Raw genomic sequence first — 16,214 nt, 5'->3', positions numbered from 1 at the left:
CGCAATTCAGGGGTTTAAAACTCGCGATTCCTGTTAAGAAGTGAACATTCACTTACATTGTAATCCGCAGAAAAAGGGAGAAAAGAAACATTAGACACTCTAAAACAAGGGATGTGAGAAGGAAAATTCACCCCGTGATATCGACGTGACATCCATGGTCTGCATCCGGCACGCGTGATTGCACCGGGTTGGGAACGCGAGCCCAGAGTGGAACCGACCCAGCGCTTGGCGCTGGGTCGGTTCCCGAAAGGCACCTTCAACCAATCCGATTGAGGATCTCGCGCCGTACCCTGCGGGCCAGGGCACTCTTGCGGGCCAGTTGGCGTAGGCGGGCCTGGAAGCCGGGCCACTGCCGCGCGGGCTGGGGGTCGGCCACAGCATCCGGCGCGGGGCATGGCGCCGCATAGGCGTAATGCTTGAGCGGCTGACTCAATGCGGTGGGGTCGTCGGGATGGCGGGTGTCGGCCACGCTAAAGCCGGCATGCTGGCAGGCGTGGGGGATCACGCGCTCGAGGATGTGCCCCAGCGCGCCATCGGTTTGCCCCAGCTCATGCTCGAAGTCGTCCCAGTCAACGTTGTCGAGCAGGGGTTTCAATGCTTCGGGGCGACACCAGAACATGGAGCCGGCGAAAAAGTTGAGGGAATCGAGCGGGGTTTCGCTGCCCATGGCCTTGAGCAGCGCCTTGACCCGGGCCGGGCTTTCGGGGTGGATGCCCCAGTAGCGGGTATACGATAGCCAATGCCCCGCCGGTCCCACCAGCCCCAGGTCGCCGTGCTTTTCGAAAGCGCTGCGAATGGCGGCGATCTTCTCGGCGGAGCCGAGCAGGCTACCGAACATTTCACGACGCCAGTCGTCGCCGTCGCCACGGTGCACGCTGCGCTTGGCGTGTACCTTGCAGACCTGACCGTAGCCGTGCTCCATGATGCCGCGCAGCACTTCCAGGAAGGGGGAGATATCGCGGCCACGATTGGCGACACGGGCGAATCGCGCTTCGGGTACGTCACGCCGCACCCGCGCCTCGGCCTCGTCGGAGGCGCTCTCGGGCAGGGTCACGTAGAGGTCGTAGTCGCCGTTCAGATGCGCCAGGTAAGGACTGATCTCGTCCCACAGGTCGGGATAGTACAGATGCAACACCACGGCGGTATCGTGATGACGCTCTACGGCGGTCATCGCGCGAATAGCGCGGGGCGAGTCATCGCTCGCTGGCGCCGGGAATTGCGCAAGGACCTGCTGGGTCGCCTGCAGGTAGGCGTAACCGTGTCGGCGGTCAGGTTCGAGGTAGGCGCCTTCAGCCCACTCGTTCCAGGCGTTGATGAAGACCAGTTGGCCGTCGCCACCGTTGTGGTCGGCATGGCGGCAGGCGTGGGCCAGCCAGCGCCGGTAGGCGGCCGGGCTGGCACGATGGAAGATGTGCCCACGCCCGGGTTTGCGGGCTTCGTTGTCCCAGGCGGGAAACACGGTTTGGTAGAGACGATAGTCCGGCGCCGGCTTGGCCAGCTGGGTGTTGACGACGTCATGGTAGTCGTAGACGCGGCCGGCGAAGTCGGGGTTGAGGAATTCCAGCTCGCTTGCCATCTGGTTCGCCTGAAGGCCGTGCGGGGGAAATTCGACGGCGGCATCGAAGCCATAGGGCGTGGGGTCGCCGATGCCGAAGCTCTGCGCGGCGACCAGGTGGATTTCGCCAATGCCACGCTCGCGACAGTATTCGCGCCAGGTCTCCGCGGTCTTGCGGGCGTCAGGCAGGATATCGATGCGGTAGACGATCAGTAGCGGCTTGCCGTCGACGCGCAGGTAGCGATGGTCTTCGAGCAACGGCGCCAGGTCCTCGATGAATTCGAGGTCGTCATGCGGCTCGTGGCGCTGGGCCATGAGCACGTCGTTTTCCTGACCGTCCCAACGCCGCGTCCAGTTTTCGTTGGCCCAGCAAATGCAAAACGGAAAGTCGATGTTGGGGTTGGCCACGTACTGCTCGATGGGCGTGTACAACAAGCGCTTGCGCCCGCTGAACCAGTAGTAGTGAAAGCAGAAGGCTTCGAGGCCGTGCTGACGGGCCAGTTCGACCTGGCGCTCCTGAACCTGCGGCAGACGCAGGTCGTAAAAGCCCAGCTCGCCGGGGAGGCGCGGCTGCTCATGGCCGACGAACTGCGGTACGGCCTTGCTGACGTTGGTCCACTCGGTGAACCCTTTGCCCCACCAGCGGTCGTTTTCGGCGATGGGGTGGAATTGCGGCAGGTACAGGGCGATGGCGCGAATTCGGGTATCACCGTCGAGATGATGATCGGTGAGTTCGGTACGGTTTTCGCTGACCTGAGAGGCGTCTTCGAACAGCTGTGGGAACAACCGGTCACCGGTAACCTGGGTGATGCCCTCGCCCGTCTCAGCACCATTCTGCCCGGCGGATGCTCGGCCAGCCTTGTGGCGTATGGTCTCTAGATAATGCAACAACGGATGCTGCCGCCCGGTGGCCAGTTCAGGATGGCGACGCAGGTAATCGCCGGTGTCGAAGTCGGGGGATGCGGCCCGACCTTCGTAACCGCCATGGCGATGGTAATGATGCAGCGGGTCCAGGTTAAGTTCATGCACGTCGGGGTTCTGTTCACGGTACCAGTCGGCATCGAACAGCCCCGACTCGACGATGAGCGATCGCTCGTGGCTGGCCCGCCAGTATTCCGCAGGCAGTTGCACTAGACGTGCCACAAAGCGCTTGAGTAGCCAACCGGGCGAGCGCGCGCGCGATTGAAGATGAAAGTAGCTGCTGTACATCCAGCGGGTATGATTCTCGCTGGTTTGAAGCGCGGCGATACGTTCATCACGTTCGAGTCGTAACTCTTCCAGCTGTCTATCGCGCGTCTCGATGGCCTGGGTCTGGTCGCTCAGGGCGGCTTGCATGGTGGCAATGCGCGACTCCCGCTCGTCTATGGCGCTACGCTGCTGGGCGATCTCGTCCTCGTGCTCATCCAGGCTACGCTCGAGCTGCAGGACCTCGTCGCTGTGCTCCAACGAGTGCCGGTAGAAGCTGCTGGCCACCGCCGGCACCCCTTTGTCGGCATCGGAGGCCAGAGCGATCCAGTACATGGGGTCCGGCAATCCAGGCCGGCCGTCGGCATGATCGGTACTATATGTCAGCAACGACTCATCGCCCTGCCCACCGAAGATGGCCGAGCCGTAAACGACACGCTGAGGCAGCAGCGTATGGTGCGCAAAGTACTCGCTCAGCAGCGCCTCGAACTCATGGCGATAGAGTTCGCGAACATGGTAGGGATTGTCGAAGTTGCGCACGGTGCTGTATTCGTAGCGGTCGGGGCTCGACAGGATTAATAGCCCATCAGGGCGCAGCACGCGTTTGATTTCCTCGAGCATTTCCGCATGTCGATCATGATGTTCGATGGTCTCGAAGCTGACCACGACATCGAAGCTGTCGTTCGGCAAGGGGATGTCGGCGCAATCCCCGATAAGGTATTCAAGGTTTTCACGCTGATAGGTCGCCTTCGCATGGGCGATGCTGTCGCGGTCGATGTCCACGCCAACCACACTTGCAGCGCGCTCGGCCAGCAGGTGGCTGCCATAGCCTTCGCCGCTCGCGATGTCGAGCACCGCAAGACCCTCGACATGACGCCGGGCGAGCAGGTAACGATGAAGATGCTCGGCGACGATACTGCCGTCGAACTCAGGCATGAAGCGCTCGCCGGTGCCGGCCAACGTGGTTTGTTCAATCTGCTTCATACGGGCTTTCTACCTCTAGGCTGATATCGTGCATGGGAATGCCGACAAGACCGTGACTCTGGCTGCTTGAATGTGACTTGAAGAAGAGCGCGTCGTGTATCCAGTGATGCTGGACGTGGTCGTCCTGGGTGCCATCGGCGATCGCGGTGCTGATGCTGTAGTCGCCGTGGGGCAGCACCGGCATGCGGAAGGTGAAGCGGGCCTGGAGCGGCTGTCCCGGGCCGGTGCTCACGGGAGCGTCACGATAGGTGACGAAGGTGTTGTCGCCGAACAAGGTCTGCCCCAGCCGGTCCTTGACGTAAAAGCCGATGATCGGCCGGCGCAGCGGTTCGTCACTGTTGGCACGGGCATGAATCTCGAGTGTGACCTCCTCCCCACCGACCACCCAACTGAGCGGGTGACCGTCCAGATCGGTGAGCACGGCGCTCTCGATTACCGCCCCACCCTTGCCGAAGCCGCCCGCCGAGGGGTCGAATTCGAACAGTTCGATGTCGTTGCGATGCTGGGTGGTGTTGATGAAGTCGAGTCGCATGTCCCGTGTCTTGCGACGCTTATGGCCGCGGCTCGATGCCTTGCCGCCCGTCGTGGCTTGACTGGCCCCCTGGCTGGACTCGAAGAAGGCCTCCAGGTAGGCGTTGGCGACTTCCTTGGGCTCGCCTTCGGCGACTACCCGGCCGCCATCCAGCCAGATGGCTCGCTGGCAGAGGCTGAGCACCGCCGAGGTGTCGTGGCTAACGAAAATCACGGTCCCGGTCTTCATGAACTGGCGCAGAAAGCGCATGCACTTCTGCACGAAGAAGGCGTCGCCAACTGCCAACGCTTCGTCGATCACCAGGATGTCGGCATCGACGTGGGCGATGACCGCAAAGGCCAGGCGCACGTACATGCCGCTAGAGTAGGTCTTGACGGGCTGGTCGATGAAATCGCCGATTTCGGAGAACGCCAGGATGTCATCGAAGCGTGCATCGATCTCGCTGCGGGTGAGGCCCAGCACGGTGGCGTTCATGTAGACGTTTTCACGCCCGGTGAACTCGGGGTCGAAACCCGCCCCCAGCTCCAGCAAGGCAGCGATACGCCCGTGGGTGGCTATCTCGCCGCCGGTGGGGGCGAGCGTGCCGCAGATCATTTGCAGCAGGGTCGACTTGCCCGAGCCGTTGCGCCCGATGATGCCAACGGTTTCACCGCGAGGAATATCGAAGGAAACCCCGTCGAGGGCGCGAAATTCGCGGCCGTAGTGACTCGGTGCAAGGCCGACGAGCCGCTGCAGGCGAGGCACGATGAATTGCTTCAGGCGATCGCCGGGGCTGGCATAGATCTGGTAATACTTGGCAACGTCGTTGACCCGTATCGCACTGTCTGCGTTTGGCGACAGAGCGGGGTCGGTGTCGGTGTAGTCTTTTTGTGAATGCGCGATTTCATCGGTGACATCAGAGGACATCGGCAAACCCCTTGCGCGTTTTCTGGAACCAGGCGAAACCTAGCCAGGCGATAACCAGTGCCCCCAGCAGATAGACGCTCAACCCGCCCCAGTCGGGCAGTTGCCCGTCGATGGCGACATGTCGTGTCTGCTCGATGATGAAGGTGAGCGGATTGGCCAGTATGAACGGGCGAAACGTTTCGGGTAACGCGGATAGCGGATAGAAGACGGGCGATAGAAACAGCAACATGGTGGTCAGCAGCGAGATGGTCTGGCCTATATCCCGCAGGAACACGCCCAGCGAGGCAAGCAGCCAGCCCAGCCCCATTGATAGTACTATCAGCGGCAGCAACACGATCGGCAGCAGAATGACCGTCGCCGGAACGCCCCCGTCGATGAACAGCTCGGCCCCCAGTAGTACCACGACGCTGACCGAGGCATGAAAGAGCGACGATCCCAGCGGGATCATCGGCAGGATTTCCAGTGGAAAGACGACTTTCTTGACGTAGTTGTTATTGGCCAGGATCAACGAGGGAGCGCGGTTGAGCACTTCGGCGAACAGGCCATGGACGATCAGCCCTGCAAACAGTTGGAGGGCGAAGTGCGCCTGTCCCCCTTCCGCCTCGATTCCCCAGCGTGCTTCGAACACGACCGTAAATACAAAAGTGTAGACGCCCAGCATGATGATGGGGGTGAAGAACGACCAAGCCAGGCCCAGCACGGACCCTTTGTAGCGCCCAAGCACATCGCGCTGAACCATCCTCAGCGTCAAACCACGGTAACGCCATAGGCGCGCCAGCATCGCGGGGGGCGATGCCGGTTGAAAAGTGTGTGGATTCATCGGACCTCTTTTCCAACGGGGGCAAAGCCAGCGTATCATTCGGGCTGCCGCTCGCCTCGATAATCAGATGGGGCATATTACAGCAGTCGCGTTTTAATGAGAATTGTCGCCAATGGGCTACTCTTGGCGGTCTTCGTCAGCGGTGTCATCCTCAAGACTGACACGCCATCAGGCTCGCAAGGCAAGGCATGATTTCAGGGCCGCTGCAACCGCACATCCGGCTGTTAAACCGCGGCCCGCGCCATTCATTGAGCGTCGTACGATAAACGGACCTGGCACTGGGCAACGAAAAGCATGGAATTGATGAAAGCGACGCTATGCGTCCCCACCCTCAACGCGGGGCAGACGTGGAAAGAGTGGCTGGAGCGCACGGTGACGGCTTCTCAGGGGGCGCGCATTCTCGTCATCGACTCGTCCTCGGATGATGCTACAGCGAGGCTGGCCAGGCAGGCCGGTTGTCGCGTCGAGGTCATCGCACGGGCGGACTTCGATCATGGTGGTACGCGGGACTGGGCCCTGCACCAACTCGCGCAGTGCGAGGTCGTGATATTTCTCACCCAGGATGCGCTGCTGGCCTCGCCGGAGGCCATCGATCACTTGCTCGCGGCGTTCGATGACCCCAACGTGGGCGCGGCCTATGGACGCCAGTTGCCGCATCACGATGCCTCTCCTATTGCCGCGCACGCGCGGCTGTTCAACTATCCCACCCGTGACCATCGCGTCACCCCGTCGGACATGACGCGCTGGGGCATCAAGGCGGCGTTCTTGTCCAATTCATTCGCCGCCTACCGGCGCCAGGCCTTGCTCGATGCGGGAGGGTTCCCGCACGGCGCTATCCTGAGCGAGGACATGGTGGCGGGCGCGCGGTTGCTCCAGGCGGGGTGGCACCTGGCATATTGCGCCCAGGCGTGCGTGCAGCATTCGCACAATTATTCCTGGGGCCAGGAGTTTCGCCGCTATTTCGATATTGGGGTGCTGCATGCCCGCGAACGGTGGATACTCGAGATGACGGGTAACGCCGAGCGTGAGGGCCAGCGCTTCGTGGTATCGGAGCTGCGGTATCTGGCGCGTCATGCACCGTGGGCGATCCCCGGGGCGTTCATCCGCAACGCACTCAAGTATCTGGGCTACCGGCTAGGAAGGCACGAGCGCTCGCTACCGTTGCGCCTCAAGCGCCGCCTTTCCATGAATCGCGGTTATTGGGCCGTCGAGCGCTAGCGGCCCGCCGTCACGGCTGGTGGTTGAAGAAGCCTCGCTTGAAGGTCATCGCCAGGATCTTGAGGTCCAGCCCGAGCGACCAATTATTGATGTAAAAGAGGTCGTAATTGACGCGCTTTTCCATGTCGCGCAGTTCACGCGTCTCGCCGCGCAGGCCGTTGACTTGCGCCCAGCCGGTCATGCCTGGCTTGACGCGGTGACGCTGCATGTAATCGGCGATGACGTCCTTGTAGTAGACGTTATGGTCCATAGCGTGGGGACGCGGCCCGACGAGCGACATGCGCCCTTGTAGCACGTTGTAGAGCTGCGGTAGCTCGTCCAGGCTGGTGCGACGCAAGAAATGCCCCAGCGATGTGATACGAGGGTCGTTGCGTTGCGCTTGATGCAGGCAGGGAGCAGCAGTGTGCGCTCGCATGGTGCGGAATTTATAGATGCGAAAGCGTTTGCCGTCGAGCCCGTGCCGGTGCTGCTTGAAGAGAACCGGGCGCCCCATGGTGCAGGCGACCAGGAGCGCGATGAGCAGCATGATGGGGAAAAACCCGACGAACAAAAGCCCGCCCAGCACCCGGTCCTCAATGTTCTTGACGATGCGCGAGGCGCCATCCAGCGGGCTGTAGTTCAAGTCCAACGAGAACAGGTCGGCGACCTGCGTCATGCGGTGGTTGAGCAGGCGCACATCCGTCAGGTCGGGGAAATAGCGGACATCCACCGGGAGCGCAATCAGTTGTTCGGCGATGCACTTGACGGTGTCACCCTGGGAGAGCGGCAGGCTCAGCCAGATTTCATGAAAATCCCGCTTGAAGGTGGCTTCATTGACGAGCGACTCGATCCGTCCGGGCAGCGCCTGGGGGTCGTCAACGAGGATCGTGCGCTGCACGCGATAGCCGATATACCGCATGCTCGTCAGATGCGATTGAATGCGCTCGACATTGCTCGGCGTGCCGATGACCACCACGCACTTGAGGTTGCGCCCTGTCGAACGCAGTCGACGTAAGTAAAGGTAAAGCCCCGCTCGCAGTAAAAACCCCGAAATGAGCACGCCAAGTGCGGCGCTCCCCATCCAGAGCCGCGAGAAAATGTACGTACTCTGTGTCGCCACCAGAAACAGGCTGAGCACGATCACGGTCATCAGCCAGCTCAAGCAATAGACGCCAAACATGGAAAACAGGCTACGCCCACGCCATGGCCGGTAGAGACCGAAGAGCTCGCCCACGGCGGGCAGCAATAGCGAGCCGACAAGAATCAACAGCGGATACTCGATGCCCTCGCGATAGGCAAGCGAGGGCATGAGCAGAAAGGCCAGCCAAGACACGCCCATGGCGATGCCGGCATCGAAACACCGCATCGCCATGCGCAGCATATCGCTACCGCTTGTTCTCGGAATCATTGACATCCTTGCCCGTGATACGACCGAGAAGCGCCATGGCATCCACCAGATCGGGGGTTCCCAGATCGCCCACCGCCGCTTGTAGGTTGAGGTCGTCGAGCAGGTACTGACGCAAGGCTTCGACGAACTGAATCCTCAGATCATACAACTCGGCGCGGGCATCGAGAACATCTACCAGGTCGCGCAGGCCCAATTGTTCGCCTTTTTCGGCCGCTTCCAGGAACAAACGGCTGGACTGGATGGACTGCTGCAGCGCTTCGAGCTGACGCACGCCGCCCTGCAGACTGCGCAGGCGCTTGCGCGCTTCCTGGCGCGCCAGGTTGAGCTCGTTGGTCACGGCGGCTTGCCTGGCCTTGGCGGTCAGCTCGCCCTGGCGCACGTCCGCCGAGGTGTAGCCACCCTGGTAGATGGGCACCGAGAGTTGCAGCGAGGCCGAGGTGTCCTGGCTTTCGCGGAAGGGATCGTTGGAGGCGCGATCGGAGTAGCTGACGTTGAGATTGAGCTCCGGATAATGGCCGGCACTGCGCACGCCGGTGTCGACCTGGGCGGCGCGGCGCTGCGCACGCGCCAGTTTGACCTGGAGGTTGGTCTTGGCACGCTCCAGCCAGGTGTCGGTGTCATCCCAGGCGGCGTCGACATCGGCCTGGGTCAGGTCGCCCAGCGTTGGCGCACCGAAATCAGGTAGTCGCCCGGTCAGGCGCTGCAGGTCGCTCAGGGCGTTGGACAACTCGTTCTCGGCCTTGACCTGGTCGGCGATGGCTTGGTCGAGGCGCGACTGAGCCTCGAGCACGTTGATGCGATCCCCCACGCCAAGATCATAGGAACGCTGCGCTTGCCGGCTCTTGGCCTTCAAGGATTCACGCTTGGAGTCGAGAAGCCCCAGCTTGCGCGAGGCGAGAAAGGCATTGAGATAGGCCTCAGAGACTTTCAGGGCCAGGTCACGTTCGCCTACCGCCAGCTTGAACTCGCTGGCTTCGACCTGGGCCTCGGCTTTGTCGACCTGGCGCCAGCGCTCCACGCTGAACAGCGGCTGCGTCAGCTGCACTTGCCAGACCGTGTCCTTGGTGCGGCCTTGATAGCGCGCCTCATAGTCTGGGTTGACGCGCTCATTGCCTGGGTCGTAGCTGGGGTTATCGGTGTAGTAGTTCTCCGACTCTTGATAGTTGTAGCTGGCGCTCGCCTCGAGCTGGGGCAACAATCCGGCCTGGGCCTTGGGGATATCTTGCCGGGTGGCTTCGAGCTGGTAGCGCTGCTGAGACAGGTCGGCATCGTGACGCAACGCTTGCTCGAACAGCCCCGGCAGCGAGGGCAGCACAGGGCCACCCTCGGCGTCCATTGGCGCCGGCGAGGTAGCCCCGCCGGTGGCGTGGGGGTCGCTGGCGTTGTCGTACGCGGAAAGATCGGGCAGCGAGCGCCCTTCTTCCTGCGCCAGCGCCGGGTGATTCAGCATGACACCCAAAGCTAACGGTAGTAGGCAGTGCCGAACGCGCATCATTCCTCCCGCATCGCACGTGACAGCATATCGGTAATCGGCTTGGCGATATAACTGGCGAATGTGCGCTCTCCGGTCTTGATTAATACTTCCGCAGGCATGCCGGCGAGCAGCTGCATACTATCGGTCATATCCTCGCGTCCAGCATCGGTGACGCGTACGCGTGCCTTGTAGTACTTAGAGCCCGTCGCTTCGTCTTCGAAGGTGTCAGCCGACACATTGGCAACTTCGCCTTTAATGACGTTGGTCAGGCGCTGGTTGAAGGCGCTGAAGCGAATCTCGGCTTCCTGACCTTTGTAGATGTTGTCGATGTCGCGGTCAGGCACGCGGGCCTCGACGACGAAGCCGTCATTGCTGGGCACGACATTCATGATCGGGTCGCCCGAGCGGACCACGGCGCCAATGGTATGCACCTTCATGCCGACCACGGTGCCGGCAACCGGCGCGGTGATGGTGGTACGCTTGACCTGATCGCTCAACGCGGTAATGCGTTCTTCGGCGTCGGCGATCTGGGATTGCGCCTGGCGTAGCTGCTCACCGATTTCTTTTTGATATTCCTGACGCTTGACCTGCTTTTGCACGTCGTTGCCACTGATTTGCGATTTCAAGCGCGCGATCTCGGACTTATGCTGTGCGTTCTGGCCCTGGTATTCGAGAATCTGGCGTTCCAGCTCGCGCAGCCGCTGGTTGTCACCCAAGCCTTCCTTGAACAGCGAGCGAAAGTCCGCGGCTTCTTCCTTCAGGGACGTAATGCGCTGCTGGTTGATGCCGATCTGTTGTTCGAGCCCATCGATCTGGCCGCGCATTTGTTCGATCTGTTCATCGAGGCCTTCCAACGTGCTTTGCTGGGCTTGGCGCCGCGCGGCGAACAGTGCCCGCTGCACGCCGACCACTTCTTGCACGCGCGGGGTATCGGCCTCGACGAGTTCCTTGGGGAAACTGAGGGTGTCGTTGCCGGCTTGCTCGGCGAGCAAGCGAACCTCGGCGGCACGATTGATCAGGTATTGCGACTTGGCGATCGATAGTTGCGACTGGGCTTGGGTCTTGTCGAGCACGATCAGGGTATCGCCCGCCTCGACGTGGTCGCCGTCGGAGACAGGCAGCTCGCTCACGATACCCCCTTCGTAATGCTGGATCGTCTTCTTGAAGGACTCGACCGAGACCGAGCCGGGGGCGACGACCGCGACGGCGAGCTCAGCCCACATGGCCCAGCCGCCGAAGCCGCCCAGGGCCACCAGCAGGATGAGTACACCCAGACGTCGATGGCGTTTGTCGCTGGTCGGGGGGTGCTGCTGCGCGACGGTACTTTCACCTTCATAGGTTTCGGGCGAGGCGGCGCGGCGCTCGGATGCCGTTTGAATCTCTTGGGAGGAGTCTTTCTCCGCCATGTTACGCCTCCGGCGTGGAATCGTTGCGACGTGGAGCGGGCTGGGTTCCCTGCGAGGCGTGGACGGCTTTCAAGCGAGCGTTACTGTCTTGCCCCTGCTTGTTGCCCTTTTGGGCAAAGCGCGCCATGACCTGATCGCGTGGACCGAACATGCTGACCTGACCGTCCTTCAGCACTAACAGTTGATCGACGTGCTTGAGTACACTCTGTCGATGACTGATGACGAACAACGTGGCACCTTCTCGCTTGAGCGTTTCGATGGCTTGGCTGAGGGCGCGCTCGCCGTTGTCGTCGAGATTGGAGTTGGGCTCATCAAGCACCACGAGGGCGGGGTCATCATACAAGGCCCGCGCCAGACCGACGCGCTGACGCTGACCACCGGAGAGCGCGCCGCTACTGGCATTGATGTAGGTGTCGTAGCCGTTGCCCAGTTGCAACACCATCTCGTGAACGCCGGCTTTTTTGGCTGCGGCGACGACCTTTTCGGGATCGACCTCGCCGAAACGCGCGATATTCTCGCTGATGGTGCCGTCGAAAAGTTCGATGTCCTGGGGCAGATAACCAATGTAGGGTCCCAGTTCGTCCCGGTTCCACTGGCTGATATCCGCACCGTCCAGGCGAACCGTGCCAACCTGCGACGGCCAGATCCCCAGCAACACGCGAGCCAGGGTGGACTTGCCGGCGGCGCTGGGACCAATGATACCGATGTGCTCACCCGGCGCGGTTTCAAAGTTAATGCCGCGAATCGTCGCCATACGCGCGCCCGGCGGCGCGGCGGCGACGCTTTCGATCGATAGCCGGCCTTCCGGCGCGGGCAGTGACATGCGGCGTTGCTCGGCGGGCACCTTCTCGAACAATTCGTTGAGGCGATGATAAGCGCTGCGTGCGCTGACGAAGCCCTTCCAGCTACCGATCATCTGGTCGATGGGTGACAAGGCACGGCCCATGAGGATCGAGCCGGCGATCATCATGCCCGGCGTCAAGTCGCCTTCGAGGACCAGCAGCGCACCCAACCCGAGGATGAGCGACTGGAACATCATGCGCAGCACCTTGGAGATATTCGACAACATGCCCGCGCGGTCGCTGGCTTGGGACTGCTTGGCCAGAAAATGGTGATGCTTGGCCGACCAGCGGCCCATGATGCCGGGCAGCATACCCATGGCATGCAATACTTCGGCATTGCGCAAGTTGGAGTTGGCCAGGTCCTGCGCTTTGATGTTTTCGCTATTAGCTTCGGCGAGAAGACCCTTGGTGGCTTTCTCGTTGGCGATGGCCAGCGCGAGCAGGATCAGCGCCGCGATGGTCGCAAAAACGCCGAACCAGACGTCGAACAGGAACAGCACCCCGATGAAAACCGGTGTCCAGGGCGCATCGAAAAAGGCAAACAAGCCATTGCCGGTCAGGAATTGACGCAAGTTGGTCAAGTCGCTGAGGGGCTGCGCCGTTTGTTGCCCGGCGGTCAGCACGCCCCGGCGGAACATGGCGCTATATAGGCGCTCGTTGATTTGCGTATCCAGCCGGTTGCCGACGCGTACCAGAATACGCGAGCGGATGAACTCGAGCCCGCCCATGACGCAGAACAGAAACACCACCACCAGGGTGAGCATCAACAGGGTGTCTTCGCTCCGCGAGGAGATGACGCGGTCGTAGACCTGCAGCATGTAGAGCGGCGGCACCAGCATGAGCAAGTTGATGAACATGCTGAAGAAGCCCACCATGACAAACGAATGTCGACAGCTTTTAAGCGCCAACTGTAGATCGGTGGGTGACTGGGAAGACGCCATGTAACGACTCGCTTGGTATGAGGGATGAGGAAATTCAAGACGGCAGTGTCGTCGGCACTAGGTCTCTCGACCGACGATGATGACAGCCGCATAGGGTAACAGATAATGTTCAATGGTTAGAAAGGATAAGGCAATGTAACAGGGCCATGCTCTCTTGATGAGAGCATGGCCCTGTTTGGTGAGGCATGGCGGTCAGCGCGGTGCTATCGCGCCTTGCCGCTCAAGTCGTCTGAGACTCTGTTCAGCGATATACCGGCAACCGCGCGCAGACGGCTTCGACCTTGGCCTTGACGTCGGCTTCGGCCTGCGCGGTGTCGCCCTGCTGCATGGCGTCGAGAATGTCGCAGATCCAGCCGGCGAGGTCAGCGCATTCACTCTCGCCGAAGCCACGGGTGGTCACTGCCGGCGTGCCGATACGCAGCCCGGAGGTGACGAACGGGCTCTGCGGATCGCCCGGCACGGCGTTCTTGTTGACGGTGATGTGGGCGCGGCCCAGAGCGGCATCGGCGTCCTTGCCGGTCAGGCCCTGCTTGACCAACGAGAGCAGGAAGAGATGATCCTCGGTGCCGCCGGAGACGACGTCATAGCCGCGCTCGATGAATACACTGGCCATGGCCTTGGCGTTGATCACTACCTGCTGCTGGTAGGCCTTGAAGTCGGGCTCCATCGCCTCCTTGAAGCAGATCGCCTTAGCGGCGATGACGTGCATCAGCGGGCCGCCCTGGCTACCGGGGAACACGGCAGACTGGAACTTCTTCTCGATCTCGGCGTCGTTTTCGGCGGAGAGAATCAAGCCACCGCGCGGACCACGCAGGGTCTTGTGCGTGGTGGTGGTGACCACATGCGCATGCGGCAGCGGGCTTGGGTAGACACCCGCCGCGACGAGGCCCGCGATGTGGGCCATATCGACCAGCAAGTAAGCGCCCACCTCGTCGGCGATCTCGCGGAATTTGGCCCAATCGATGATCTGCGAGTAGGCGGAGAAACCGGCGATGATCATCTTCGGCTGGTGCTCGCGTGCCAGACTAGCGACCTGGTCATAATCGATCAGGCCGTTGTCGTCGAGGCCGTACTGCACAGCGTTGTAATGTTTGCCGGAGAAGTTGGGCTTGGCGCCGTGGGTCAGGTGGCCGCCTGCGTCGAGGCTCATGCCCAGTACGGTGTCACCAGGTTTGACCAGTGCCTGGAACACAGCGCCGTTGGCCTGGGAACCGGAGTGCGGCTGGACGTTGGCGTAGCTCGCGTCGAATAGCTCCTTGGCGTAGTCGATGGCCATCTGCTCGACGACATCGACGTGCTCACAGCCGCCATAATAGCGCTTGCCGGGATAGCCTTCCGCGTACTTGTTGGTCAGCTGCGTACCCTGCGCCTGTATGACGCGCGGACTGGCATAGTTCTCGGAGGCGATCAGCTCGATGTGCGCTTCCTGACGGCCCACCTCCTGCTGCATGGCGTCCCACAGGGCATCATCGAAACCGGCAATCTGCATGTCACGGGTGAACATCGGCAAGAGTCCTCGAATCACGGAAGGTCAGCGCGGCGACGCGCCGCACGGGGTCAACGAAGGCGTCATGATAGCGCAGCGCGTGACGCCTTTCATATGAAAGGCAGTCATGGGTCGCTGCATGATTTCTCATGGTCGCTTTAGAAGAACTCAAGCACGCGCGCGATGACCAAAACCGCACGTAGCGATGAGTGAATTCATCTTCTGCGCTTCGTTCCCGGACGCTACAGTGGCCCTGCTCGTCGGCAGTTCGTCGACGTGTGGAAGGATTGCATGGGGCATGGATGCCCGCTTACCGACAATGCCCTGCAAGTTTGGTCTTTCCCGCCGAATGATCAAGCGATCCTCGGCGGGGCTTCTTGCGTGCCCATTTCTATCGCGAATAAATTCGCTCCCACCCCCCCCAGCTCTCATCAGATGCAGAAGTCTCTCTCTAAGAGGCAGGCTCAACCTGCGCTCCTTTGTGGCAGGAGGCTATCGCTGAGAGAAAGGCTCAACCTGCGCCCTTGTGGGAGGGAACTTGTTCCCGATGGAACCTCGAGCCCCCCATCGCGAATAAATTCGCTCCCACCAACCCCAGCTTTCTATCAGATGCAGAAGTCTCTCTCTCTAAGAGGCAGGCTCGGCCTGCGCTCCTTTGTGGCAGGAGGTTATCTTTGAGAGACAGGCTCAACCTGCGTCCTTGTGGGAGGGAACTTGTTCCCGATGGAGCCTCGATCCACCCCATCGCGAATAAATTCGCTCCCACCAACCCCAGCTCTCATCAGATGCAGAAGTCTCTCTCTGAGAGACAGGCTCGGCCTGCGCTCCTTTGTGGCAGGAGGCTATCTCTGAGAAGCAGGCCCGGCCTGCGCCCTTGTGGGAGGGAACTTGTTCCCGATGGAAGATGTTCATAGCCATATAGCATCCCAATGCGGGTAGCAGCCTATATCCTCTACCAACCCGGCCCGAAGCGGGTTGGCAACGATATAGCGAGCAACTGCCTGCCAGTCCTCTTCATCGCGTATCAAGTGATCATGGTAACCCTCTTCCCAGACCACGCCCTGCCGCGCTAAATACCGGTTTATGGACTGCGCCGAGCGTCCCTTGAAACGTTTCACGACGTGAGATAAAGGCTGTTTTTCGCCCAATGTAAAAAGCCAGTGGATATGATCGGGCATGACCACGAAGCATAGCGAAACCACGCACTGATCATCGTGTAGGGCTTTCATCGACCCTATGGCCACCCGGGCTAGCAGCCAATCGTTAAATAAGTACCTACGCTGATGGGTGCATGTCGTTATGTGATAAGCGTTACCCGTTAAGGAACGCCGACCTGCCCTCAGGGCTTTATAGCCTGGCTTGTGGCTATTAGGCATAATCGCTCGATGCTCGTTGTTGCGGCCTTGATGGTTGGCCGACCCACCGCACAATATATTATTTTTATAAAACAATATCTAATATATAAACTCCCATATCTC

10 protein-coding genes are annotated in these 16,214 nt (G+C 61.0%); 1 reads left to right on the top strand and 9 read right to left on the bottom strand.

Going from position 1 to position 16,214, the window contains the following annotated elements:
- Positions 1-256: 256 nt before the first annotated feature.
- The 3 genes from LUN51_RS02480 to LUN51_RS02470 are packed head-to-tail and all read right to left on the bottom strand — an operon-like array spanning position 257 to position 5,982.
- Complete coding sequence (locus tag LUN51_RS02480) at positions 257-3,724, bottom strand: glycoside hydrolase family 99-like domain-containing protein (RefSeq protein ID WP_277809983.1); 3,468 nt, start codon at positions 3,722-3,724, stop codon at positions 257-259.
- Positions 3,711-5,162 carry an ABC transporter ATP-binding protein gene (locus tag LUN51_RS02475; protein ID WP_277809982.1) on the bottom strand — a complete coding sequence of 484 codons (1,452 nt, stop codon included), beginning with the start codon at positions 5,160-5,162 and terminating at the stop codon, positions 3,711-3,713. The genes LUN51_RS02480 and LUN51_RS02475 overlap by 14 nt, the downstream gene beginning before the upstream one ends.
- Positions 5,152-5,982: an ABC transporter permease gene (locus LUN51_RS02470; protein ID WP_277809981.1), complete on the bottom strand. Its 831-nt coding sequence runs from the start codon at positions 5,980-5,982 to the stop codon at positions 5,152-5,154. The genes LUN51_RS02475 and LUN51_RS02470 overlap by 11 nt, the downstream gene beginning before the upstream one ends.
- Positions 5,983-6,276: 294 nt before the next feature.
- Here LUN51_RS02470 and LUN51_RS02465 point away from each other — a divergent pair, with 294 nt between their 5' ends.
- Positions 6,277-7,200, top strand: coding sequence for a glycosyltransferase (locus tag LUN51_RS02465; protein ID WP_277809980.1), 924 nt, complete (start codon positions 6,277-6,279; stop codon positions 7,198-7,200).
- A 10-nt stretch (positions 7,201-7,210) separates the two neighbouring features.
- On the opposite strand, the gene LUN51_RS02460 is transcribed toward LUN51_RS02465, so the two are convergent.
- The 6 genes from LUN51_RS02460 to LUN51_RS02435 all read right to left on the bottom strand — a co-directional run bounded on the left by LUN51_RS02460 (position 7,211) and on the right by LUN51_RS02435 (position 16,112).
- Complete coding sequence (locus LUN51_RS02460) at positions 7,211-8,587, bottom strand: undecaprenyl-phosphate glucose phosphotransferase (protein WP_277809979.1); 1,377 nt, start codon at positions 8,585-8,587, stop codon at positions 7,211-7,213.
- Positions 8,565-10,079 (bottom strand): TolC family outer membrane protein, encoded by a 1,515-nt coding sequence (locus tag LUN51_RS02455; RefSeq protein WP_257125227.1) that lies wholly within the window; start codon positions 10,077-10,079, stop codon positions 8,565-8,567. The genes LUN51_RS02460 and LUN51_RS02455 overlap by 23 nt, the downstream gene beginning before the upstream one ends.
- Entirely contained in the window at positions 10,079-11,467 is a 1,389-nt protein-coding gene (locus LUN51_RS02450; protein ID WP_246894057.1) for an HlyD family type I secretion periplasmic adaptor subunit, read from the bottom strand. Before LUN51_RS02450 ends, LUN51_RS02455 begins: the two co-directional genes overlap by 1 nt.
- Before the next feature lies 1 nt (position 11,468).
- The gene (locus tag LUN51_RS02445) at positions 11,469-13,250 is read right to left on the bottom strand and encodes a type I secretion system permease/ATPase (protein WP_040242533.1); all 1,782 of its coding nucleotides are present in this window, start codon (positions 13,248-13,250) and stop codon (positions 11,469-11,471) included.
- Positions 13,251-13,491: 241 nt separating this feature from the next.
- Positions 13,492-14,754, bottom strand: coding sequence for a serine hydroxymethyltransferase (gene glyA / locus LUN51_RS02440; RefSeq protein WP_277809978.1), 1,263 nt, complete (start codon positions 14,752-14,754; stop codon positions 13,492-13,494).
- An 890-nt stretch (positions 14,755-15,644) separates the two neighbouring features.
- Positions 15,645-16,112, bottom strand: coding sequence for an REP-associated tyrosine transposase (locus LUN51_RS02435; RefSeq protein WP_246940924.1), 468 nt, complete (start codon positions 16,110-16,112; stop codon positions 15,645-15,647).
- Positions 16,113-16,214: the final 102 nt, after the last annotated feature.

The organism is Chromohalobacter canadensis, from assembly GCF_029544075.1.
GTDB classification, from domain to species: domain Bacteria; phylum Pseudomonadota; class Gammaproteobacteria; order Pseudomonadales; family Halomonadaceae; genus Chromohalobacter; species Chromohalobacter canadensis_A.
This window is presented reverse-complemented; position numbering and strand designations above follow the sequence as displayed.

Bases quoted from the DNA above. Each gene is read 5' to 3' on its own strand.
- LUN51_RS02445 (WP_040242533.1), bottom strand. From the start codon at position 13,250: ATGGCGTCTTCCCAGTCACCCACCGATCTACAGTTGGCGCTTAAAAGC.
- LUN51_RS02470 (WP_277809981.1), bottom strand. From the start codon at position 5,982: ATGAATCCACACACTTTTCAACCGGCATCGCCCCCCGCGATGCTGGCG.
- LUN51_RS02435 (WP_246940924.1), bottom strand. From the start codon at position 16,112: ATGCCTAATAGCCACAAGCCAGGCTATAAAGCCCTGAGGGCAGGTCGG.
- LUN51_RS02480 (WP_277809983.1), bottom strand. From the start codon at position 3,724: ATGAAGCAGATTGAACAAACCACGTTGGCCGGCACCGGCGAGCGCTTC.
- glyA (WP_277809978.1), bottom strand. From the start codon at position 14,754: ATGTTCACCCGTGACATGCAGATTGCCGGTTTCGATGATGCCCTGTGG.
- LUN51_RS02465 (WP_277809980.1), top strand. From the start codon at position 6,277: ATGGAATTGATGAAAGCGACGCTATGCGTCCCCACCCTCAACGCGGGG.
- LUN51_RS02475 (WP_277809982.1), bottom strand. From the start codon at position 5,162: ATGTCCTCTGATGTCACCGATGAAATCGCGCATTCACAAAAAGACTAC.
- LUN51_RS02460 (WP_277809979.1), bottom strand. From the start codon at position 8,587: ATGATTCCGAGAACAAGCGGTAGCGATATGCTGCGCATGGCGATGCGG.
- LUN51_RS02455 (WP_257125227.1), bottom strand. From the start codon at position 10,079: ATGCGCGTTCGGCACTGCCTACTACCGTTAGCTTTGGGTGTCATGCTG.
- LUN51_RS02450 (WP_246894057.1), bottom strand. From the start codon at position 11,467: ATGGCGGAGAAAGACTCCTCCCAAGAGATTCAAACGGCATCCGAGCGC.